General features: G+C 42.3%; 21 protein-coding genes. 18 read left to right on the forward strand and 3 right to left on the reverse strand.

Going from position 1 to position 23,053, the window contains the following annotated elements; genetic code table 11:
• The first annotated feature begins 51 nt into the window (after positions 1 to 51).
• The 13 genes from purU to MKZ16_RS05980 all read left to right on the forward strand — a co-directional run bounded on the left by purU (position 52) and on the right by MKZ16_RS05980 (position 14,433).
• Positions 52 to 951 carry a formyltetrahydrofolate deformylase gene (gene purU / locus MKZ16_RS05920; RefSeq protein WP_036681703.1) on the forward strand — a complete coding sequence of 300 codons (900 nt, stop codon included), beginning with the start codon at positions 52 to 54 and terminating at the stop codon, positions 949 to 951.
• Between the two features lie 175 nt (positions 952 to 1,126).
• Positions 1,127 to 1,876, forward strand: a complete 750-nt coding sequence (locus tag MKZ16_RS05925; RefSeq protein ID WP_076099042.1) for an SAF domain-containing protein — start codon at positions 1,127 to 1,129, stop codon at positions 1,874 to 1,876.
• Between the two features lie 11 nt (positions 1,877 to 1,887).
• Entirely contained in the window at positions 1,888 to 2,952 is a 1,065-nt protein-coding gene (locus MKZ16_RS05930; RefSeq protein WP_076099041.1) for a hypothetical protein, read from the forward strand.
• Positions 2,953 to 3,062: 110 nt separating this feature from the next.
• On the forward strand, positions 3,063 to 4,394 hold the full coding sequence (locus tag MKZ16_RS05935; protein ID WP_178420242.1) for an ATPase, T2SS/T4P/T4SS family: 1,332 nt from the start codon (positions 3,063 to 3,065) through the stop codon (positions 4,392 to 4,394).
• Positions 4,395 to 4,406: 12 nt separating this feature from the next.
• Positions 4,407 to 5,456: a hypothetical protein gene (locus MKZ16_RS05940; RefSeq protein ID WP_036681709.1), complete on the forward strand. Its 1,050-nt coding sequence runs from the start codon at positions 4,407 to 4,409 to the stop codon at positions 5,454 to 5,456.
• A gap of 11 nt (positions 5,457 to 5,467) precedes the next feature.
• A complete protein-coding gene (locus tag MKZ16_RS05945; RefSeq protein WP_036681711.1) occupies positions 5,468 to 6,337 on the forward strand; it encodes a hypothetical protein in 870 nt (289 codons plus the stop codon).
• 57 nt (positions 6,338 to 6,394) lie between these two features.
• Positions 6,395 to 6,604 carry a hypothetical protein gene (locus tag MKZ16_RS05950; protein WP_036681712.1) on the forward strand — a complete coding sequence of 70 codons (210 nt, stop codon included), beginning with the start codon at positions 6,395 to 6,397 and terminating at the stop codon, positions 6,602 to 6,604.
• 5 nt (positions 6,605 to 6,609) lie between these two features.
• On the forward strand, positions 6,610 to 6,753 hold the full coding sequence (locus MKZ16_RS05955) for a hypothetical protein (RefSeq protein WP_155288092.1): 144 nt from the start codon (positions 6,610 to 6,612) through the stop codon (positions 6,751 to 6,753).
• A gap of 15 nt (positions 6,754 to 6,768) precedes the next feature.
• A complete protein-coding gene (locus MKZ16_RS05960; RefSeq protein WP_036681716.1) occupies positions 6,769 to 7,149 on the forward strand; it encodes a hypothetical protein in 381 nt (126 codons plus the stop codon).
• A gap of 20 nt (positions 7,150 to 7,169) precedes the next feature.
• Positions 7,170 to 7,667, forward strand: coding sequence for a hypothetical protein (locus MKZ16_RS05965; protein WP_036681717.1), 498 nt, complete (start codon positions 7,170 to 7,172; stop codon positions 7,665 to 7,667).
• 36 nt (positions 7,668 to 7,703) lie between these two features.
• Positions 7,704 to 8,360, forward strand: coding sequence for a hypothetical protein (locus tag MKZ16_RS05970; RefSeq protein ID WP_076104844.1), 657 nt, complete (start codon positions 7,704 to 7,706; stop codon positions 8,358 to 8,360).
• A 7-nt stretch (positions 8,361 to 8,367) separates the two neighbouring features.
• Positions 8,368 to 10,626, forward strand: a complete 2,259-nt coding sequence (locus MKZ16_RS05975) for a PKD domain-containing protein (protein ID WP_076104843.1) — start codon at positions 8,368 to 8,370, stop codon at positions 10,624 to 10,626.
• Between the two features lie 12 nt (positions 10,627 to 10,638).
• Positions 10,639 to 14,433, forward strand: a complete 3,795-nt coding sequence (locus tag MKZ16_RS05980) for a hypothetical protein (RefSeq protein ID WP_076104842.1) — start codon at positions 10,639 to 10,641, stop codon at positions 14,431 to 14,433.
• A gap of 88 nt (positions 14,434 to 14,521) precedes the next feature.
• Here MKZ16_RS05980 and MKZ16_RS05985 read toward each other — a convergent pair whose 3' ends face one another.
• The gene (locus tag MKZ16_RS05985; RefSeq protein ID WP_036681725.1) at positions 14,522 to 15,154 is read right to left on the reverse strand and encodes a hypothetical protein; all 633 of its coding nucleotides are present in this window, start codon (positions 15,152 to 15,154) and stop codon (positions 14,522 to 14,524) included.
• 303 nt (positions 15,155 to 15,457) lie between these two features.
• Here MKZ16_RS05985 and tkt point away from each other — a divergent pair, with 303 nt between their 5' ends.
• Together tkt and MKZ16_RS05995 are read left to right on the forward strand one after the other, a co-directional pair.
• Positions 15,458 to 17,500, forward strand: a complete 2,043-nt coding sequence (tkt, locus tag MKZ16_RS05990) for a transketolase (RefSeq protein ID WP_036681727.1) — start codon at positions 15,458 to 15,460, stop codon at positions 17,498 to 17,500.
• A gap of 33 nt (positions 17,501 to 17,533) precedes the next feature.
• The gene (locus tag MKZ16_RS05995; protein WP_036681729.1) at positions 17,534 to 17,851 is read left to right on the forward strand and encodes a pyrimidine/purine nucleoside phosphorylase; all 318 of its coding nucleotides are present in this window, start codon (positions 17,534 to 17,536) and stop codon (positions 17,849 to 17,851) included.
• A 779-nt stretch (positions 17,852 to 18,630) separates the two neighbouring features.
• On the opposite strand, the gene MKZ16_RS06000 is transcribed toward MKZ16_RS05995, so the two are convergent.
• Positions 18,631 to 19,533: an NAD(P)-dependent oxidoreductase gene (locus tag MKZ16_RS06000; protein WP_076099037.1), complete on the reverse strand. Its 903-nt coding sequence runs from the start codon at positions 19,531 to 19,533 to the stop codon at positions 18,631 to 18,633.
• A gap of 235 nt (positions 19,534 to 19,768) precedes the next feature.
• Between MKZ16_RS06000 and MKZ16_RS06005 the strand changes: the two genes are divergently transcribed.
• From MKZ16_RS06005 to MKZ16_RS06015, 3 genes are all read left to right on the forward strand, one after another.
• Positions 19,769 to 21,124, forward strand: coding sequence for a glucose-6-phosphate isomerase (locus MKZ16_RS06005; protein ID WP_036681734.1), 1,356 nt, complete (start codon positions 19,769 to 19,771; stop codon positions 21,122 to 21,124).
• A gap of 146 nt (positions 21,125 to 21,270) precedes the next feature.
• Complete coding sequence (locus MKZ16_RS06010; protein ID WP_076104841.1) at positions 21,271 to 21,903, forward strand: YigZ family protein; 633 nt, start codon at positions 21,271 to 21,273, stop codon at positions 21,901 to 21,903.
• Between the two features lie 3 nt (positions 21,904 to 21,906).
• Complete coding sequence (locus tag MKZ16_RS06015; RefSeq protein WP_036681739.1) at positions 21,907 to 22,488, forward strand: TetR/AcrR family transcriptional regulator; 582 nt, start codon at positions 21,907 to 21,909, stop codon at positions 22,486 to 22,488.
• Positions 22,489 to 22,634: 146 nt separating this feature from the next.
• On the opposite strand, the gene MKZ16_RS06020 is transcribed toward MKZ16_RS06015, so the two are convergent.
• Positions 22,635 to 23,036, reverse strand: a complete 402-nt coding sequence (locus MKZ16_RS06020; RefSeq protein ID WP_076099035.1) for a secondary thiamine-phosphate synthase enzyme YjbQ — start codon at positions 23,034 to 23,036, stop codon at positions 22,635 to 22,637.
• Positions 23,037 to 23,053: the final 17 nt, after the last annotated feature.

Raw genomic sequence — 23,053 nt, forward strand, 5'->3', positions numbered from 1 at the left:
TTAAGCTATACTTCAGATTGCGTATGTAGATGAGAGGATGGGAAGAGGGTCATGGAATTACACGTAAAAAGAAACAATTCGTCAGGTGTCGAGCATTATTCCAACCGGGCACGTATGCTCATTTCCTGTCCTGACGGACCGGGAATTGTGGCGGCTGTATCACACTTTCTGTATCAGCATGGCGCAAATATTGTGCAGTCGGATCAGTATACGATGGATCCAGATGGTGGAATGTTCTTTATGAGAGTCGAGTTTGACCTACCTGAATTAGGCGATCGTCTGGAAGAGATTCGCTCTCAATTTGGCGGAGTGGCGGAGCGTTTTAAGATGGACTGGAAGATCTTTAATGTCCGTCATAAGAAGAAACTTGCCATATTCGTCTCTAAAGAAGACCATTGTCTTGTTGAACTGCTCTGGCAGTGGCAAGCGGGCGATCTCGATGCCGATATTGCCCTCGTCGTTAGTAACCATTTGGATATGAAATCTTATGTCGAGTCGTTTGGCATTCCATTTCATCATATTCCAGTCACAGCGGATACTAAGGCTGAAGCAGAAAAACGCCAGTTAGAGGTCATCGGAGACGATATCGATGTTATTATATTGGCACGGTATATGCAGATTATCTCGCCGTCCTTTATTGAGCATTATCGCCATCAGATCATTAATATTCATCACTCTTTCCTGCCTGCCTTTATTGGCGGCAATCCATACGCCCAAGCGTATCAACGTGGGGTGAAAATTATCGGGGCAACTGCTCACTATGTTACTGAAGAACTAGACGGTGGACCGATTATTGAACAGGATGTACAGCGGGTAAGCCACAGTGATGATGTTATTGAGCTGAAACGGATTGGACGTACCATTGAACGTGTTGTTCTGGCTCGTGCGGTGAAATGGCATATCGAAGACCGGATTCTCGTCCATCAGAATAAAACTGTAGTATTTAAATAAAGGTATTCTCCGGTGAAAGCAACGGTTATGCCCGAGGGCTTTCACCGGAATCCTTTAATTTAATAGTTCACTAAATCTCTATCAGGTAAAAAAGCATTTTACCAGCAGCTTGGCTATTTATGCCAAGGTGCTTTTTGTCGTTCTCAAAAATCATGTAGTTAAGGAGGTGGAAGGTTTGGCGTTACAGCGGGGACGTTTGTTAAAACGTAATTATTTTTTCGCAAGTCTCATTTTGATTACTGGATTCGGGGGATTGCTAGGTTATGATCTCTATTTCAAGCCCTACGTGCTTTCCCAAACCGTGGTCAAAGTTAAGGTGCGAGCTGGGGAGTCTCTACCTAAAAATTATGAGCTGAAAGCAAGTGATTTATATCTGGATTCTGTTCAGACCAAGGACATACCCTCTGGTGTAATTACGGAAATCGCACAAGTGGAGTACAAAATTACGAATGTGAATCTGACTAACGGTAGTATTTTGACAGCATCACTGGTGGATGTTAGTGATTTAGAGCCTTTGCGGGATGAAGGTATATTTCCTATTCCGAAGGAGGCCATCTATGCCATTAATGGTTCGTTGCGAAGCCGGGATAAGGTAGACATTTATCTTGTAGAAGGTGATCGAGAGAAGCAGCGAGAGGCGCTCGTTTCAAATACAGGGGAAAAAGAAAACGAGGAGCAGGTGAAAGAACAAAGCTGGCTTAGCGATCCTGCTAAAGAGATCTTTTTATCTGGAGTTACCGTGAACTATGTGCGAACAGAAGACAATAATGATGTGCAGGATTCTGAGAAAGGTAACAACAATAACCGATTCACTTCTACTGGCAAGGTGGCGACACCAGAATTGAAGCTGAAGAAAAATGAGGGTCAAAGGCTAGGGGAATTTTTGGAGCAGGGCAAAAAGCTGTGGATCGTACGGGTAGAGTAGGGGGGATTGCCTTGAAAATATTTAGTCTGGGCATAGATCAGTTAACGATTAATGATATCAAAAACGCGGGATTTAATGTAGTTACACAAAACGTGTATCCCGATCCGGCGCATACCGAAGGTCATATGTTAATGGTTACTAGTGACCAGGTACCTGTTCAAGCGCTTAGCGAGCTGCGATACAAATATCCAAGCTCTATGATCCTGTATTTATATCTGCAAAAGGGAATTCGGGGCTATCAAGCTGTGCATATGTTATGTGAAAGCTTAGGTCTATATTTTATTCCTCCTCGTTCTACCTCGTCAGCAGTGATAGAGAAGATTCGTTTTATCCTGGAAGAGGATGGGGAGGAACGGAGCAATTTGGTTGGTTTTTTTGGCTCAGGTCCAGGCATTGGTTGCACAAGTGTGGCGAAGCTGTTTGCAAGACGAATTGCTGCGGCAGGTCTACGTGTTCTTGTACTTGGTTTGGATCTATATGATCCCGGGTATGAGCGCAAAGCTACGATCAGTCTAGACAAACTGCGCCCCAAGCTTACAGGGAAGATGATTCATGATGAAGATTTCCAGCAATTGATTAGAAAGGATGGCTATTTGTATCTACCGGGAAATTACGACTACTTAAGTGTTCAGGATTATCTGGAGGAGGAGATCGAATATTTCTTGGCTAGAGCTGGAGCAAATGCAGATGTGGTTATTGCTGATTTCGGTTCAATTCCCGAGAGTGCTGCGTGGTATGTCGGTATGCAAAAGTCGTCGTTACGCATGATTGTCACTCATCCTAAACATGAATACAGACTTGAACCTCTACTCGAGCTTGCGGGGCATATAGATCTGCGTCCGCAGGATTTCCAGCTGATCATTAACCGCAGTAATGTGGAGGAAATATCTTCGTCCAAAAATATGGCCCTTAGATTTGGCACTGAAATCTTGCTGGAGTTACCGTATTACCAGCCCTTGCAGGAAAGCTTGCCTCTAGGCAAAAAAGAGCTGCAGCATGTGGATGATAAGGTACATTCTCTATTGGTGTCGATGGGATTAGCGCCAGAGGCCAAAAAGAAAGGGATATTTCTATGATTGAAACTCTCGCGAGTCGTCCACTCTTTTCTCTAAAACAAAGCGTGTTACGCACTAGCAAACCGGGCAAGGAAGATTTTTATGCTTTTTTACAAAAAATGAAGACCGAGATGAACGAAGGATTAGAACGTGAGGATGACGCTTACTTCGAGCTAAATGCAAAGGCTTTGATTGGCGATCCGCAGGCAGTTAGTTTTTTTATGAATGAGATTGAGAAGTACTTACGAAAAACACCTTTTACTGGAAAGGTTCCAGAAGCGTACCGAACGGCGGCAGAGGCGCTGTATCACGAGTGGAAGGGCTTTGGGCCAGCGTATCGTTGGTTTACTGATCGTGCATACAGCGAGTCAACCGGATTACAAATGATTGGGAAGCAAATTTTTTATAACTATAAAGGTGAATTTATAGCTTATCCGTATGAGATGCCTTCACTGGATCGGGTGGAGCAGCTGAAGCGTTCCTTACTAAAAAGTGATCCCAATAAAAAGCTGAACAAGGATAATCCTTCGGTGGAGTTCAAAATGGATGATCCGCTCTGGCCAGGTCGATTTATTCGGCTTGCGATTTGGGTATCACCTAGGGTCTGGGAGGGTTTTACTACGATATCACTGCGGCGACAAGTTGTAGAATTTCTGGATTTGGAGGATCAAGCGGGTACGGAATGTATTCCTGCGGAGGCGGTTGAGTTCATTCGGGCGTTATCGTCCACGTTTCGTAATACCATTATTGCAGGTGCTGTAGGGTCAGGAAAAACAACCTTTGCCAATACGATTGTTGGTGAGCAGCTGCTTGGCTCTTCATCCTGCATGGGAGTGGTGATGATAGAGAAACATCCGGAATCCATTTTACCGTATCAAATTAAAGGCCATCGGATTATTCCAATTCAAGCTGCGAATGAGGAACTGATGGAGGTGGGAGTAGAGTCGCTGCGGCATGACCCAAATATTTTGTATATGACGGAGATGCGTTATAACGAGTGGGAATTTTATTTGTGGAGTGGGGAAAAAGGGTACGACGGGATTACCGGAACCTTCCACACCGTGGATTCGGAGGACATTCCTTATCAAGGTGCGTTTGCTGTGTCGACAAGAATTGGCGGGAGTCTTAAGGGGCATTTGATCTCTGCGCTGAAATCATGCGAGCTAGTGTTTATTTTGGAGAGTGTTCCGAACGGGAAGAAGCGGCTGGCGCGAATATCAGAAATCTTTTACGAAGAGGATAGAAATTCAGTGTTTGCTAATGATCTTATGCGCTGGGAGCCGCAGGAAATGTGTTGGTCTTACAATGACAAGCTGACGAAAAATCTGATGCTGAAAATGACTAAGAAAAATGCGCAGGCTACGCAGATTGTCCAAAAAGAGCTGGGACGACTTGCTTCAACAAAGCCGATGGATCAGCCGCTTAAAGAAAGCTTGAAATCTAAGATAGTACTTAATGAGTGAGGAGGTGCAGCTATGGATTTACTATTGTATATTTTTCGTTTTGTCCTTCATTTATGGATTGCGTGGGGACTGTGGTTACTCACCAAACTGCTCATCGAAAGGCATTTACGGCAGGTAGTCCAGAAAGTGGATTTTCGAATTAAACATAAGATGAGTATTTTTGGCAAAAGAGTCAGCTCGGTTAAAAAAAGGCTGTGGCTCTACCGCCATCTGGACAAGCTTCTCTATTTCGTACACCGGAAGTATGAACCGGGCATTAGCGTTATGCGTTTTGTTATGCGTACAGCCATTTTGTTTATTGCGGTTTTCTTATCAGGACTACTGACACTTAGTGAGCTCCCTGGAAGGTTGCGTTTTAACAATCCTTTTTTTGAGGGGATTACTTTTAATGAGGGACAGCCGATTCAGGGGGCGTGGAGATTTCCGCTTTTTATAGCTGTAATATCTGCGACGATTCCTTATTTTCGTATGAGATACATCTATGCACAGCGGAAGGTACATGGAAGCTACGATCTCCTCGATGTAGTCAAAATCTCCACCAAATTCACTCATTTGTCGGTAGATTCGATTCTTGATCGTACAGCGGATTTTCTAACAGATAAAAATGTACTAAAGAGTCCTCTGAAGCTGCTAGGTGCCGCATTTTCTAATTACAGTAATGAGAAGGAGCTTGTTGAGGAGGCAGGGAGATTCTCCAGCGCGATTGGCACCACCTTCGCTTTAGAGTTTATATCAGATTTGCTCTATGCCGAGAAGGAGGGAACCCGTTATTTAAAAAGCTCGCTAATGCTGTTGAATCGTTCTATGGAGCAGCAGAGAGAGACGATTTTGACTGTAAAAGCAGGAAGTAGAGATGCGATCAGCCTTGGCTTATATGGGAATCTTCTGGTGCTGGTATCTACGGTTGGAACCTTTATGTATATGCTGAAGCCCGATGTCTATTTTCAACTGCAGTTCGAAACTAAGGTAGGTCTTTCCTTTTTGATGGTGATCGTCTCCGGCCTTTTTATCTCTTTTGTGATCAGTACTATTCTTGCCAGGCCCAAACTGGACTACCACTAAGGTGATGAACTATGGATAGATTATTACTACTAATTACAGTGATCGGAATCGTGTATGTCGCATTACTTGTGTTTGTGAGCAGCAGCAGTAAGCAGGAACGATATCTTGTCCGACTGGGCATCCGGTGGAATTCGCTGGGTGAACACGTGCAGAGTGATAGATTTCAGCAATTGTTGAATGAATGCGGTTTATCAATTTCAGCTCGAAAAGTTACGCTATTTCGTTATTCAGCGGCAATCATCTATTTATTTAGCCAAGTCGTCAGCGATTTCATCCGATCTGTTCCTTTTTCATTCTATGACCCTCTAATTGCTCTACTTATTCTCGTAATCAGCAGTCCGATGCGTTATCTTCCGCTTGGTTGGGTGTTGGCGTGGCTTCACCAAAAGACGAATATTCAAAAAGATGGCGAGTTGATCTCCTTCATTCGCCTCTATGAGAATAATCGCCTACGTAAGCGCGGATATGTGCAGTTTGGTGCTTTTTGTGGGAGTACAGCGGGACATTTTCAATATATACGTCAGGACTTGTATGAGCTGTCAGAACGGGCAGTAGATGAGGGTGTGGAGGGGGCGATTGAATGGTTTTGTGCCAAATTTCCGGATAACCATCACTTTATTAATGACATCCGGTCCATTTTACTGGCTACAGAAGGTATGGATGATGACACGGAAGCTGCAAACTATTTGCGTGAACAAGGCAAGATTATCTCCAAAATCTCCAGCGATCAGTATTTAAAAAAATGGTCATTCATCGGTGATCTATCGACGATTATTAATGTTATTCCATCGATTGCTACTTTTTTGATGATCGTTGCGATGGCGATGCAGTACATTTTGCTAATCAAAGGAAATTTTAATGGAGTCGGCATGTTCCAGTGAAAAATTGTATATTCAACCTTATTTTTAAAACCTAAAATAAAAAGGGAGAAATTAACAATGAAAAAAGACGCTATTTCTACAGGTTTGTTTATCGCTATCGGTTTTTTGTGTGTAGCCATCGTAATTGCCATTTTGATTCCTCTGGTGCGTGACGTGATTAATGCTGCCGATGATAATAGACCGACGATCCCGGGGGTATCTCTAACTCAACCGCTGGTTCCTAGCCAAACTGCTGTAACTATGTCCATGACTCACGTTTCGGTATAAATCAGATGAAAAAAGACTCTATTTCCGTCGCTATGTTTTTGGCCATTGGATTTATAATTGCGGGGATGTTTGTCACGGTAGCTACGCATATGATCGGCAGCAGTCAGGACGACATCATCTCACATACTAAGCAAGTGGAACAGTATTAGAAGGAGGCGTATCTAATGAAGGAGACTGTCCTCCGGGCATTGTTCATGTGGCTAGTCCTGTTTATTATCCTGCAGCCTATCTTCACCTACATAGATTATCTGCTAGATTTACAGGTCAAAGCTAATACGTCCTATATCACACAAAAAGCAGCAACAGAGGGGATGGTTACAGCTTCTATGCGGAATGAAGTAATTTCAAATCTGAAGGCGATTGGATTTTCTGAAGCTTCGATAGAAATTACGAGCAGTACAGACACCGTTCAAGAGCGAAAGCAACGAATTGATGTGTATGTAACCGCGCCGCGGATAAATCTGTTTCCTTATAATTTTTCTACGGTTTCGCAGCCGACTCGATATTATGGGCATGGATCAATTATGAGTGAGTATCTCGATTGACTAAGGGATGAGCGTAATTTATGGATTACATTATTAAGCTGGCATTTGTCCTACTGATCTTTATCTACTCCTGGTTCTTTCAGATCCAGAATCAGGAGTGGGACCAGCTGCGCAGCATGTTAAAAGACGCAAATAATATCGCTGTTCACGATGCCGCACAGGAATTAGATGAGACCGAATTGACTCGTGGTCGTCTGATTATAGATCCTACAGAAGCGTACGATACTTTTCAGCAAACCCTACAGAACAATCTAGGCCTTGATAGCGGCCTTTCCCCCCAAGGGGGCAGTCGTTTTAAGACACAAGTAAAGATTGTGAAATTCGATATTATTGACGATTCCGATGGGGTGACTTTTCCACTTTTATACGAGGATAGCGAATATGGCATAACCAAATACATCGCAGGTCCTTCGGTTATTGCCGTCATTGAGACGGAGCACCCGGTTCTGATCTCCAGATCCAAAACGCAACAGCCCATCAGGGTGCCAGCAGTTCAGGAGTATAAGATCAATAAGTAGTGAAAAGCCAATTAAAGAAAAGGGAGAGATTCAGTGATGAAGAAGACCATTGTAAGGGCAGTTTTGACTACGACAATGTTACTTAGCATGGTATTGGGGCAGAACGTGATTACTAACGCAGCAGCGGTTACACCAATAGCCGCAGCTACACCAACAACTACAACTACAGTAAAATCTACTGCTACACCAGTACCTATTATGAGGGATAACTTAAGTAAATATGGTTTGAAAAAGGATTTGGAGTTACCGATTACGGTTACGGCGGGTGGGCTTAGTTATACGCTGGAGAAGTTTATGATTTATGATTTCAAGTCAAAAGATGCACAAAATCTAGTGAAGAAATATGATTATGATTCTTTTGGAGGGCTTGTTAGTAACCCAAAGTATTTTATTTGGACTAAAATTACTATTAAGAATAACAGCAAAAACACTGTGAAAAGATCATTGAATGATCGTGAGAAATTATGGACGTTAAGTTTACAGGGTAAATCTCAATTAGATACAATTTGGCCCAAAGCTAATGTGAAAAAATTAAATAGTAAGGAAGCCTTTTATTACTACACCATTAAGCCAGGTGAGCAATTAAGTACTTACCAAGCTTATTTGTATGAGGAAGACTTTAGATACTTTGTTATTCGTTTGTTCTATGGCGGTGAATTTGACGAGAAATTTGTAGTCAACTCACAGGAGTAGAGTAGGAATGAAAAAAATAATCATCTCATGTCTATGCATTATGCTACTCACTTCCCTAATGACAACCATTTCAGTAGAAGCAGCTGAGATGAAATTGATCTCGGTTGCTGTTCCTATTACTACAGGATTGCAAGGATCAAGCAATGCTGCTAAGGACTTTTATCTGGAACTTCCTAGTGGAGTATCTAGTTCATCAGTTAAGACAGGTACTTTTAAATATAGTGGATCTAACGAAAAAACCAACCTTTCTCTTGAGAATGGGAAAATTAAGGTTACATTAAAGGGAGTATCTAATCAAAAGTATATAAAAGAGGTTCAGGGTTATAGAGCTTCTTTTGAGTCGCTTTATGAGTCTGAAATATACAATTCAATATGGTTATACTCAGACGGTAGAAGATGGCAAATCAACGAGTACGATGAATACAAAGATCAAATGAAGACAAAAGACGTAGCTGCTGCAGATGGTTATCCCTCTAAGAATCCACCAACAACGGTAGTAACTGCAGGACCTTTTCAAAAAAATGAATACCTAAAGTGGTATAACGGATCGAAGACGGAAGTTATTGATTCTCAAGATATTATTCAATCTACTATAAAATCTTATGTTGTTAAGAAATCTTCTTATGCTCAAGATCCAAAGTTTAAAAATGGAAGAATTATTTTGAACTATATGATTCCTGCAGGGGTACCTTGGGACCCTGAAGATAATACGGGTTTAACTGGAAAAGCAGAAGGTCGGAAATATTATGCTTACACACATTATTATTATAAGGCTGACGCCAAAGTAACCACCTACAGCTACGGGGGAACAGTCAGCTTTGAATACGGTCTCCCAGATGAAGCTACACTCACAGGTTCCGCAATTATAGAACAACCTAATCCAAACCCAATTAAGTTTGATAATAAGAACGTGCCAGTTAAAATCGCTTTGAAGGGCGAACTCGTATCCTATAAAGATACTTCGAACATTTCAGAATGGATTTTTTATGCCAAAGAAAAAGGGAATGACAGTTCACTCCAGACAAAAAAGGTGTATACCAAAACCCTAACGGCAAACGAAACTTTCAAATTTGAAATTCCAAAGGAGAAAGTGGCAGGTAAAAGTAACTACAGTCAAGAGTACGAACTAAGTATAGTAGTGAGATTTAAGAATGAAGTCGTGACCAAAAGAAGTAAGTTCGACTCGTTAAAAGAATCTTTTACAGTCAAAGCAGGAGTGTATACAACCTCAGATCCTCCGGGAGGAGGGTTTCCAGGTCCTACATCACCGCCAGAACTACCGAGAGAGTTAAAACCTCCAGTAGCTCTTATAAATGCACCCAAAACTGTAAAAGCAGGACAAGAGTTTGTAGCCAGTGCAGCAGGGTCGTATGACCCTGATGGTTATATTACGGATTACTTTTGGGATACGCCTAATGCTAAGGGAGAATTGAGCACTTTGCCAAGGGGAACGCTTTGGTATGATAAAGACCATTTGGGGGAACAAACACTTGCTTTGACTGTAATAGACGATGACAAAATGACTGGAAGTACTAGCACTGAGATCAATGTCATCGAGCCAAAACCAGATGCATCTATCAGGGTAGATGGTACATTAAAGCAAAATCGAAAGGTTATCATACAAAGTTACGTTAGTAGCCCGACTCACTATCCGTTAGTAGATGCTAAGACTAAAATCACCATCACAGCCGTATCAGGTGGAACGAATTCTGATATTAAATATAGCGGATCCCTGAACGGAGTATATAGCAAAGATGTGCTATTCAAGAAGCCAGGGAAATATAAAGCAACCATTTTTGTGGAGAATACATTAGGGCTAACTGCGAGAAACGAAACAACTTTTGATATAGCACCAGACCAGAAACCTTTTGCGTACTTTACGATGGCTGGAACTGCGTATCGTAATCCTTCAGATGGTAATCAAGCGACCATATCAATAGATGATATGTCTTACTCTCCAGATCAAGATATTGTGGTTAGTAGGCTTTGGGAATACCGCTACGATTCAGATAACAACGGTAGTTTTACAGGTGAGCCATGGGCTATTTTTAGCAATGAGAATTTAGATCGTTTGAATCTCAAGGTAAAGGAAGTCGGAAAATACGAAGTAAGACTAACTGTATTTGAAGAGTTTGGTCAGCCGACTATTGCTGAGTTTGTGACGCAGGCTGATCGGCAATCCATAGATTCGGAAGCTACACAAAATGTAATCGAACGAATCTTTACGGTTAAAAATCAAGCACCTGATGTCGATTGGTCATGGTAGAGAGGATTAGAGATGCGGAAATTAAAAAAAACAATTTCAACGTTTATGGCCCTTGTATTACTACTTCTTTCATTCCCTGAATTTTATTCGGGGAGTGTTAAGGTAGAGGCGGCAGGTGACCCAAATATCGTCAATTTTATGGATATTCGTCTTGAAGGATTTAATAAAACAACTCCTTGGGAGCCTGCTATGGGGAATATAGGATCTTTGAATTTGAATATGCCTGCTATGACCCTAACCAATATTACTTTTAATCTAACAACAAGAATACTGCGCTACGATTATGTACCTGATGCGCCTGTAATTTTAACATCAGGGGATATTAATTGGTACTATGATACGCAGCGTACTAGATTTCTTAATATTTACAGTTATATGTACAGGACAGATGGAAGTGGTAATACTGATTATGCTACTGATGCCTCATGGAGAATTGAAGAAATGCCACCTGTGAAAAGTTCGGATAGTCTTCAGTTTAACCTTGACAGAAATACGACCGCTTTTTATGAAAGTTATGCTTATCCAACGAAGTATGGAATTCCAAAAGCTCTTAAAGTCGCACTAAGAGCAAGTGATGCGCAACACCAACCTAACGAATGGATGAATGGTTGGCATAACAACGTATATTATGATTGGGATAACATACCTCTAATAATAAATTCAGCACCTACGCTCACAGTGACTACACCAAGCGAGCAGCAGCTACTGAATGAGCCAGGATTCAGTGGTATGAACATCGAGGGATATGTTCGAGATGTGGACAATAATGATCTAGTCGTTAGTGCTGAAATCCCTAATGTGTTCTATAAACAAGTCAATATCCAACAGGCATTAAATAATAAATGGTTTTCCATCCCAATAGATGTTTTGGCAGACGGAATTCCTCCTGGACGGCACAATATCATTATCAAGGTTGTGGATCCTTATAATTATAAGGATGAGAAATCGTTGGTCGTTAATGTATCCTATAGGCTTAGGAATAAATCCTTTATATTGATTAACACTCCTATAGACATATCAACCACATACAAGGACTATGAAGGAGATTTTAAATATCAAGAACGCTATAGATACGATCATAACCCGTATTTCTTCGATAATTCGATGGGTATCATTTCGGATAGTGGGTTATGGCGTTCAGAAAGGTATACCTCCTTTCCATATAGCGGACTCTATAACGCAACCTTTCAAGCACGAGATAATCCTAAAAACGATGACCGATTCGATGACTATCGTTTATGGAGTCGAGATAATTTATCCTCAATGACCTATCATGTTCATCGGAAGCCCATTGCATTGTTTGCTGCCAAACTGGCGTGGGGATCTCTTCAGCTAACAGATAGTTCCTACGATTTGGACCACATCATGGCTGTTAATAAGGGACTTATAGCTTGGCAATGGCAGTATAAAAAAACTGATTCTGAAATATGGACAGACGGTCAACCGCCAGCTCAATTACCGAGTTCTGGACAATATGACATACGCCTTAGAGTACGTGATGTCGATGGCGAAAATGGGTTAGGGGTCTGGAGCGACTGGTGTGTAAGGACGGTGGGGGCTGCAGGTAATCTACCTCCCGTAGCGCTATTTACTGTTGATCCTAATATTGTTTCCTATCGCAAATCTACTACCATAACAGACAAATCGTTTGATCCGGATAATGATCCATTAGATATGTATTACTGGACGGTTATCAAAGATGGTTGGAACAAAGTTTGGGAGCATTGGGGTGGAGCTACAACGCCACCTAATATCGCAGCTTTTGGAATCGGTAATTATCAAATTAGTTTACAAGTGCATGACAACCGAGGTTTATGGTCAGATTGGTATCGCCAAAATGTCCAGGTGATTAATCACCCACCCGCAGCAGCATTTAACATGCCAGCTGAAGTATATCGAGATACTGTAATTACAATGGATAATCTAACACCAGATCCTGATGAAGATGGAGATTCGCTTGCTTATTTATGGTACGCCAAACTCAACAATAGTCCTTATTATTATGCTGGCAGCAACCGCAACCAATCTTTGACGATACGAGATCTTATTGCTGGAAACGGAATTTCACCGCAACAGGCTATATCAGAAGGATGGGAAATGCGCCTTAAAGCAACAGACGTACCTAATCCCTCAAGTATTGGAGCTTTAAGTTCCAATGCAACACGTGTATTTACTGTTAAAAATCATGTTCCAACAGCTGCTATTAATGGTCCATCGGCAGTATTCCAATATGATACCCGACAATATACATCTTTTGATGAGGATGGAGATCCCTCAGATCTCGCTAGTCTGCAATACTTCTGGAAAGTAACAGATAGTGATGGCATTACGCAATGGTTTCGAACTCCTAATATTGATGTTAATTTTCCTGAGTCCGGTATCTATACATTGGAACACTGGGTTATCGATCAGATCGGTGATAAGTCTAATATAGCTACGTTGAAGGTGAATGTTACTAAGAATCTAGCGCCCTCGATGACATTGATAACCCCGTCGGGAACCGTAACCAATCCATCCGTAATAGATGCCGAAATACAAGGAGATCCATTAATTAAATGGAATTATACAGACCCAGAGAGTGATCGGCAGGAGAAGTACCGTTTAGAATTTTTTTCAAAAGACGGACTCTTAGTTAAGACAGTTGAGAACCTTGACACCACAGGTCAGCTGCGGCAATATCAACTCCCTAACCATACATTCAATCGATTTGAATACTTCACTGTATATGGGCGGGCTTATTCCAAGTTATCCTGGTCAGAAATATCTAACGAAAAAACGTTTATCATCGACAATCCGCCGCAGCCTGGATTCACACTAATCACGGATACAGGTAGAGATGCTGCCAAAGAGCCGATTTATCGGACGGATCTTCTTAATATCAAGAGCAAAGCGACGGATCCAGACATTCCAAAAGGAGATACGATCAGCTATAAGTATGATTTGAAATCATCCAACGGGACGTACGGATTGGCTAGTACTCAAGCTGAATTTACGAAGAAATTCACCTCAAATGGCGTCTTTACCTTGAAACAAACCGTTACGGATTCTCTAGGACTGTATCGAGAGATATCTCTGATTATCACCGTAGCCAACCGTAAACCGACCGTAACGATAACGTACCCAACAAGTACTGACTCAAGTAAGCCTATGATCGCAAGTACGCTTACACCAATCATCAAGTGGGATTATCAAGATGAGGATGGAGATGAACAACAGCGGTATAAGGTACAAATTATCAACATGGCGACAGGGATGGTTAAGGTTCAATCTGGCGAACAAAATTCAAGTGCCAAACAGTGGCAAGTGCCCGCGGGAATATTGGTTGAGAACGAAAAATATGCCGTGGAAGTGGAAGCTTTTGATGGTTATAACTGGAGTAATATCTCAGCGCGTAAATATTTCATGGTTAATCTGCTGAGTATTAAAGGTGGGGTCCAGCACACAGAGGAATGGAATAACAACCGTAAAGGCTACAATTTGAACAAGAGCGGTAATGAGGAGAGTCCAAGAGGCTACAATGTGTTTTGGGCAGGTGAGCGATTTATATTGCAAGGGATAGCAACCGGTCTACCTGATACTGTTGAGGTAACGATGACGGGAGGTTATTCTACGCAACTAAATCCAACGAACAGTGACAAAACCTTGTGGACAGGCGAATTATATGATCCAGCATTTGTGAAACTTCCCGATGGTCCAGTGAAATTTACCTTCACAGCTAAGAATGAGTACAATACCAAAATAGATACAGTTACTGTTGTGATCGCTGGCGATTGGTCCGAATATTTTCGGAACCATCGTGTGAAGTAATGATATATCTACGACTTTATCCTTTTTTCATCTAAAAAGGGCTACGCGGAAATACGATCCGCATAGCCCTTTTTTTACGAGCAACAACTTATATAACTCCTTCAGTCCGTTCTTCATTCATTCTCATCATTCTTGTCGCAACGGAAGGTGTATGTAAAGGTATATTCGTCGAACGCGCAGAGGCTCTTTGAGCTCTACGCACATAATAGGATAACTTGCCGCTGAATATTTTATGGGAACAGAGTGAAAGAGCGAAATCCTCCGGGGTAACAAAGCAGGAAGGCTTATTCACAGGCTGAACTGCGGTATTTTCAAATAAGGAAGCAACAAAATGAGAGCAGAAATAAGCGTTCTCTCGATCTATTTTAACATTTAGAAGTACGCCGATCAGGCCTAAAAGATGGTATTTATAACGTTCCTGATTTTTCATCATCCCTTGGACATGATTGTACATGGCATCGTATTCCGTGGCACTAACACGTAACTGATAAATAGAGCAATTTGCGCTGCTATAAAAAGGGTGAATGAAATTTTCTTGAATCAGACCCGCGACGAATGGATTGTGCATTTTTTTTCTTCCGAAGCTGTACACCTCACGTAGTTCACTATCAAAGGCGATCGAAGCATGGTTCAGATCAGCTTTTGTAAACCACTTAATGAAACCACTGAAGGCTGTACCTGTACCGGTAAGCACAATATAAACATCCTTTTTCGAAGTCATGTTCAGAATTCCTTTCCACTTGGAGATATTGGATAATGAATGAAAATTTTACTTGAGTAACTCCATCTTACTTTATATTCGAGCATTGTAAAACAAACTTTAGTCGCAATAGAAAACTAGACCATAGGCTAAGTAAAAACCCGTCTCATGACATAGTTACTTTTGCGTATATAAATGCGTAGATATTGCAAAACATAAGCTGTCAAACAAAGAGTTTTTAAAAACAATTGGAATTGCTTCCACACTAGTGATACAATAAGAGTCAAAATGACATTCTTGAGATTTCAGAGGAGGAACTATTAAATGAGTGAACAAGAACAAGCGATCCAGAAGGAAGAAAACTCAACAGTAGATAACCTGTCTATCACAACAATTCGTACGTTGGCTATTGATGCTATCGAAAAAGCGAATTCCGGCCATCCAGGTATGCCAATGGGTTCTGCACCAATGGGCTACCAACTGTTTGCAAAAACAATGAATCATAACCCTGATCATCCAACATGGGTAAACCGCGATCGTTTTGTATTGTCCGCTGGACATGGTTCCATGCTTCTGTACAGCTTGCTGCACCTTAGCGGCTATGATCTTCCTATGGAAGAATTGAAACAATTCCGTCAATGGGGTAGCTTGACTCCTGGTCACCCGGAAGTTGGTCACACAGCTGGTGTTGATGCAACTACAGGTCCGCTTGGACAAGGTATTGGTATGGCCGTTGGTATGGCTATGGCCGAAGCTCAATTGGGCGCAACCTACAACAAAGAAGGACATAACGTAGTTGACCACTATACTTATGCTATTTGTGGTGATGGTGACCTTATGGAAGGGATCTCTTCTGAGTCCGCTTCTCTTGCGGGTCATTTGAAACTCGGAAAATTGGTTGTATTGTATGATTCAAATGATATTTCCCTTGATGGTAAATTGAATCTTTCTTTCTCCGAAAATGTAGCTCAACGTTTTGATGCTTATGGTTGGCAAGTTCTGCGTGTAGAAGACGGAAATGACCTTCCGGCTATTGAAAAAGCTATTGCTGAGGCGCAAGCTGAGACTAGCAAACCGACTTTGATCGAAGTGAAAACAGTTATTGGTTATGGTAGCCCTAACAAACAAGGTAAAGGCGGCCATGGCGGTACTCACGGTTCCCCACTTGGAGCAGAAGAAGCTAAGCTGACCAAAGATTTCTACAAATGGGTATACGAAGAAGATTTCTATGTGCCTGACGAAGTTCGTGCACATTTTGCAGAAGTGAAGAAAAACGGAATCGCAGCTAACAAAGCTTGGGACGATAAATTTGCAGCTTACAAAAAAGCATATCCAGAGCTGGCTGCACAATTCGAAACAGTAATCAATGGCGATCTTCCAGAAGGCTGGGATGCTAACCTTCCAACTTACACTACTGAAGATAAAGCAGTATCGACTCGTGTCGCTTCCGGTAGTGCGCTTAACGGTCTGACTGCTGGCGTTCCTCAGCTAGTGGGTGGTTCCGCTGACTTGGAAAGCTCCACTATGACGCATTTGAATGGTTTGACATCTTTCACACCAGAATCTTATGATGGCCGCAACATTTATTTCGGCGTACGTGAGTTTGGTATGGCTGCTGCAATGAACGGTATTGCTCTGCACACTGGTCTTAAAGTATTCGGAGGAACATTCTTCGTATTCACAGACTACCTGCGTCCAGCAATTCGTTTGGCATCGATCATGAAATTGCCAGTAACCTATGTACTGACACATGACAGTATTGCAGTTGGTGAAGATGGTCCTACGCATGAACCAATCGAACAATTGGCTTCCTTGCGTATCATCCCAGGTCTAACTGTTATTCGTCCGGCTGATGCTAACGAAACTTCTGCAGCATGGGCTTATGCTATGGAAAACAAAGAGAATCCGGTTGCTTTGGTTCTGACCCGTCAAAACTTGCCAATTCTTGCTGGAACCGTAGATGGCGTTCGTGAAAATATCAAACGTGGTGGTTATGTTGTCTCTGATTCCAAAAATGGCACTCCACAAGCACAACTTATCGCAACTGGTTCTGAAGTACAGTTGGCAGTTAAAGCGCAAGCTGCTTTGGCAGAAGAAGGCATCGATGTTCGTGTAATCAGCTTGCCAAGCTGGGATCTGTTCGAAAAACAAGACAAAGAATATCGCGATTCCGTAATTCTTCCAGGAGTCAAAGCTCGTCTTGCTATCGAAATGGCACAAACCTTCGGCTGGGAACGTTACACTGGTGACCAAGGCGATATCCTAGGCATCACTACTTTCGGAGCTTCCGCCCCTGGCGATAGAGTTATGAAAGAATACGGCTTTACTGTAGAGAACGTAGTTAGCCGTGTGAAAGCACTTCTGTAATTAACTGAATAATCATTAGGGGGAGAACAAGTAATGAGTCAGTTTAACAACGCAACGATCGAAAAAGCAGCCAATGTATATTATGGCGGACAAGTAACCAGCCGTACGGTAATTTTGCAAGATGGATCTAAGGTGACACTGGGCATCATGTTGCCGGGTGTGTATGAATTTGGTACAGATGGTCCTGAAATTATGGAGATTCTGTCCGGCGATCTTAAAGTGCTGCTTCCCGGCACTGAGGTATGGCAGGAGATTAAGGGAGCGTCAACGTTCAATGTTCCTGGCAACTCTAAATTTGCGTTGGAAGTATTTGAAGTAACTGATTATTGCTGTTCTTACCCGGTTCTATAGAAAACAGACTTTTCTAAGGGTTGTCCTATAAGTAGCTTTTTTCATTGAGTGAGACGACCCGGATACACTTTAAAAATCGTAGAAGTCAGCAAAGCAGCGGTTCTCCCGTTATTGGAGGATCGCTGCTTTTTGTTGTGGCTGGTGATTGCTTGATGTTCAATTATGTATTCATCATTCTATTTTGAGGCTTAAGGACTCAAATGACGTTAGAGCTGAATCGGATAATCACTAAATTAGCACTGAGTCATAACCATCCCCACCGCGCACGGACCCAGACGACGTTAGCGCTGGAGCAACACTAATTTAACACTGGGTCAGCACCATTCCTACCACTTAAGGACCCAGATGACGCTATTAGCAAATTTATAGCCTTTGGAGCAAGCTTTCGGACTCCAGTGCAGCTATTCCATAGAAACAGCCTCATAATTGGCATTTTTTATGCCAATAACGACTATGGAGTCCGATAGCCAGCGACTAACTAGCCTAACCAGTAACTAACCAGCATTTCACCACTAATTCAGTAACTTTTTGCGACTAACCAGTACTTCGCGACCTTCTTAGTAACTATCCCACCAACACCGCCACAACGTCCCGAGTAACTCTACAGCAACCAATATTTTCTTGCACTACAACTGTTAATTTGGTATTATAAAAATACAAACAAACGTTCGTATATTTGATTTAACAATGGAATTCTCCATAAAGAAAAGACCGTATCGCAATATCATGTGCGGGGCGGTCGTAAATGTTCTTATGAAGTAGGTATTGAGTTCTTGAATTTATTTATCGGATACATTTGCACCCATCTTTTGGCCGATCCACTCTTCGTAACATTTCACTACAGCAGAGAGATCTTCTTCACCATAACCTTGGGTGAATCCAGCTTGGAACATGCTTTTAGCCAAGCCCAGCATAGGAGAAGGAACGCCTGTTGAATCGCTGTGGGCAGAGGCAAGCTTCAAATCCTTAAGCATTAGAGCTAGAGAGAATTGATTGCTGAAATCATCTTCTATGATTTTACGTCCTTTAAGCTCAGCTTGTTTGCTGCCCGCTGAACCAAGTTGTACCAGTTCCAAGAACTTGTCTGCTGGTACGCCTGATTTAACGGCAATGGCGAACCCTTCGGCTAGGGCAACATTATGAATGCCGACCATAGCATTGTGAGCCAGCTTGGCCACAGCGCCGCTGCCGTTCTCACCCATATGTAGCAGCTTCTTACCCAAAGTATCAAAGATATCACGATGTTGTTCTATGACCTCAGCACTACCGCCGACCATGAACACTAAGGTTCCTTCAATCGCTGCTGGTTTGCTTCCAGTTACTGGCGCGTCTAGGAAATGTCCACCGCGAGCTTCTACAGCAGCGGCAATTTCACGAACTAGTCCTGGTGAAATTGTGCTGGAATCAATAATTAGTCCACCAGGCTTCACAGCATCAAGAATACCATCTTGACCATAAAACACTTCACGAACCGAATCATCATTGCTGATCATGGTAATAATAACATCCTTACCCTCAGCCGCTTCGCGGGGCGTGAGAGCAGTCTGGGCACCTTCTGCTTCAAGAGGTTTACATTTGGCTGCCGTACGGTTGTATACCGTAACCTGAAAGCCGCCACGTAGTAAATTGGAGGCCATAGGCGCACCCATTGTTCCGAGTCCGATAAAACCGATTTGTTTCATTTATATAGCCACCTTCCGTTTTCTTTATTCTATCACGGCACTTTGTCCAGCACCACAGCACACCTATGTCTTTTGATACAGGAAACGCTTCCAAGGAACTTTGAAAAACTTGGTTCTAATGCCCTCTATGTGCCCTAAGACCTTGCCAGTCAAGGCAAATTAAAGTATCCTAATTATAAAGTTGTAACAAACGGTTTTAAATTTAAAGAGATAAAACAGGAGGTTACCATTACCGATGTCTAAGAAGATTAATTTTGACTACACAAAAGCTCTTTCGTTTTTTAACCAACAAGAAATCGACAACCTTGCCGCCCCAGTTAAGCTAGCACACGAACAGTTGCATAACAAAACTGGTGTAGGTTCTGACTACCTTGGATGGATCGATCTGCCGACAGCATATGATAAGGAAGAATTTGCTCGCATTCAACAAGCTGCTAAGAAGATCCAAAGCGATTCCGAGGTACTGATTGTAATTGGTATCGGAGGTTCTTATCTGGGAGCACGCGCAGCTATTGAGGCGTTATCGCATTCTTTCTACAATAACCTTTCTAAAGATAAACGCAAAACTCCAGAAGTTTATTTCGCTGGTAATAACATTAGCTCTACATACATCACGCATCTGCTTGATCTAGTAGAAGGCAAAGACTTCTCCGTGAACGTAATCTCCAAATCAGGAACTACTACTGAGCCAGCAATTGCTTTCCGCATTTTCCGCGCTGCGCTGGAGAAGAAATACGGCAAGGAAGAAGCTCGTAAACGCATTTACGCTACTACAGACAAGGAAAAAGGTGCCCTTAAGAAATTGGCAACTGAAGAAGGTTATGAATCCTTCATCATTCCAGACGATGTAGGCGGACGTTACTCCGTATTGACACCTGTAGGCTTGCTGCCGATTGCTGTAGCTGGCATTAACATTGAAGAAATGATGCAAGGTGCTGCTGCCGCTGCGGATGAGTTCAACAATCCAGATGTAGCTACTAACCAAGCTTATCAATATGCTGCAGTTCGTAACGCTTTATACCGTAAAGGTAAAACAACTGAAATCCTCGTCAACTATGAGCCTTCCTTACACTTTGTATCTGAGTGGTGGAAACAATTGTTTGGCGAAAGTGAAGGTAAGGACTTCAAAGGAATTTATCCTTCTTCCGTTGATTTCTCCACAGATCTACACTCCATGGGTCAATTTATCCAAGAAGGTAACCGCAACATTTTTGAAACGGTTATCCAAGTAGATCAAGTAGCTCATCATGTTACGATTGAGAATGATCCGGATGATCTGGACGGCTTGAACTTCTTAACAGGAAAGACTATGGATTTTGTGAATAAGAAAGCTTTCCAAGGTACAATGCTTGCACATACAGATGGTCAAGTACCTAACCTTATCGTTACTATTCCTGATCAAACACCATACACCTTTGGATATTTGGTGTACTTCTTTGAAAAAGCCTGCGGTATCAGCGGATACTTGCTCGGTGTTAACCCATTTGACCAACCAGGCGTAGAAGCATACAAGAAAAACATGTTCGCATTGCTTGGCAAACCAGGTTACGAAAAAGAAAAAGCAGAGCTAGAAGCAAGACTTACTGAATAGTATTGCAGTAGGTTTTACAATAGCTAGTTATCACAGAACATTCATACTAATGTAAGTCACCAGGAGCAGTCCATAGGTAATCCAATACCGGGACTGCTCCTGACATTATATGAAGACATCATATGTAAATAAGGACTGGAATAATTATGTTAGAACACTATCGAACGGTCCGCTCTTCCGGCTCAAAGGAAGTTGTGATCCGCAAATCTCGCTTCATTGGTCATGTTATGCCAGTGGAGAATGAAGAAGAAGCTTTGTTGTTTATCGAGGACATCAAGAAGAAACATTGGAACGCAACGCATAACTGTTCTGCTTATGTGATTGGGGAGAGAGACGAAATCCAGAGGCAATCGGACGACGGGGAGCCGAGTGGTACAGCCGGCAAACCGATTTTGGAAGTAATCCGCAATCAGGGAGTTAAAAATGTCGCAATCGTAGTTACCCGTTATTTCGGAGGCATTATGCTGGGTGCCGGTGGGCTGATTAGAGCTTATACGGATGGAGCAGTGCTTGCGCTTGAAGCAGGAGAAGTAATCACCCGTGTACTGAGACGAGAGGTATTCGTAGAGATCGAGTACACTTGGCTGGGCAAGGTTGAGAACGAACTTCGAGGAAGAGGGATTCAGACTGGCGAGACTTTGTTCACCGACAAAGTAACGTTGTTATGTTTGCCGCGAAATGATGAGGGTGAGACTTTTATGGCATGGATAACAGATCTAACCCAAGGGCAAGCCCTGATAACAGAAGGGCGGCGGATTTACTACAGCGAAGGGGATTAGTATATGGCAAGGAGAGCAGTGGAGCAGGAGTTGTCGAGGGAAAGGATTCTAGAGGCCGCTAGGCATCTATTTATAACCAAAGGGTATCGGGCAATTTCAATGCGAAGTATTGGTCAGCATTTGGGATATAGCCACGGCTCTCTCTATTATCATTTCAAGGAAAAGGCGGAGTTGTTCTACGCTATTGTTGTAGAGGATTTTAATCATGTGGCTGCTTTACTCAGCCAAGTAATGAATAAACCGCCTGAAGAAGGAATGACAAGGGTAGAACAGCTGATTATGGAATTTATTAGATTTGGAATAGATCATCCCTATCAATATGAAATTATGTTCATGATTCGCGATGAGGAATTGCTAGCTTATTGTAGAGCAGAACAGGGACGATGTTTTGATTTATTCTCAAGTATTGTACGCCGTCATATGAAGGAAGAGGGATATGTGTCTGAGGACTGGCAGAATGTGCCGTTAACAATGTTCTTGTCTGCACACGGATTTATTTCTTATTATATCCAGGATAAAGTATCGTTTGACGATGTGAAAGAGGCAGCGTTAGCTCATATAAAGGTTTTATGTCGCAGCCTTTAACATGCTGTTTTTTTTATAGATCTTCACTTTAAAGCTGTGCATTGGTATAACACTGCTTCTCTGCTTGATGAAAGTATTACTAGACTCTAGTTATAGTCTAAATGGCCGCTCCGTAGCGATAACGGAAGCGGCCATTTGTATGTTTATTATCCCTCTACTATTTTTAAGAAACATTGCCGGCGTCTAGGTCCATCGAACTCACAGAAATAAATACCTTGCCAACGACCGAGAATTAATTCACCTTCGTGGATGATCAGGGTCTGGGAAGGCCCGGTAGTAATAGATTTAAGATGAGAGGCAGTATTGCCTTCCGCATGCCGATACTTCGGATGCTCCCAAGGGTAGACCTCATCCAGACGCATCAGAACATCATGCTTCACATCAGGATCCGCATTTTCATTAATAGCAATACCAGCAGTGGTATGAGGACAATAAACTACAATCAATCCGTCTTGAACTCCACTTTTTTTTACATAAGAAATGACTTCCCGAGTAATATCACGCAATTCATCCCGCTTTGTAGTAGTGATCTCCAGAGTATGCAACATAATCATTCTCCTTCCTG

This window comes from Paenibacillus sp. FSL R5-0928 (assembly GCF_037970385.1).
Taxonomy (GTDB): Bacteria; Bacillota; Bacilli; order Paenibacillales; family Paenibacillaceae; genus Paenibacillus_AQ; species Paenibacillus_AQ odorifer.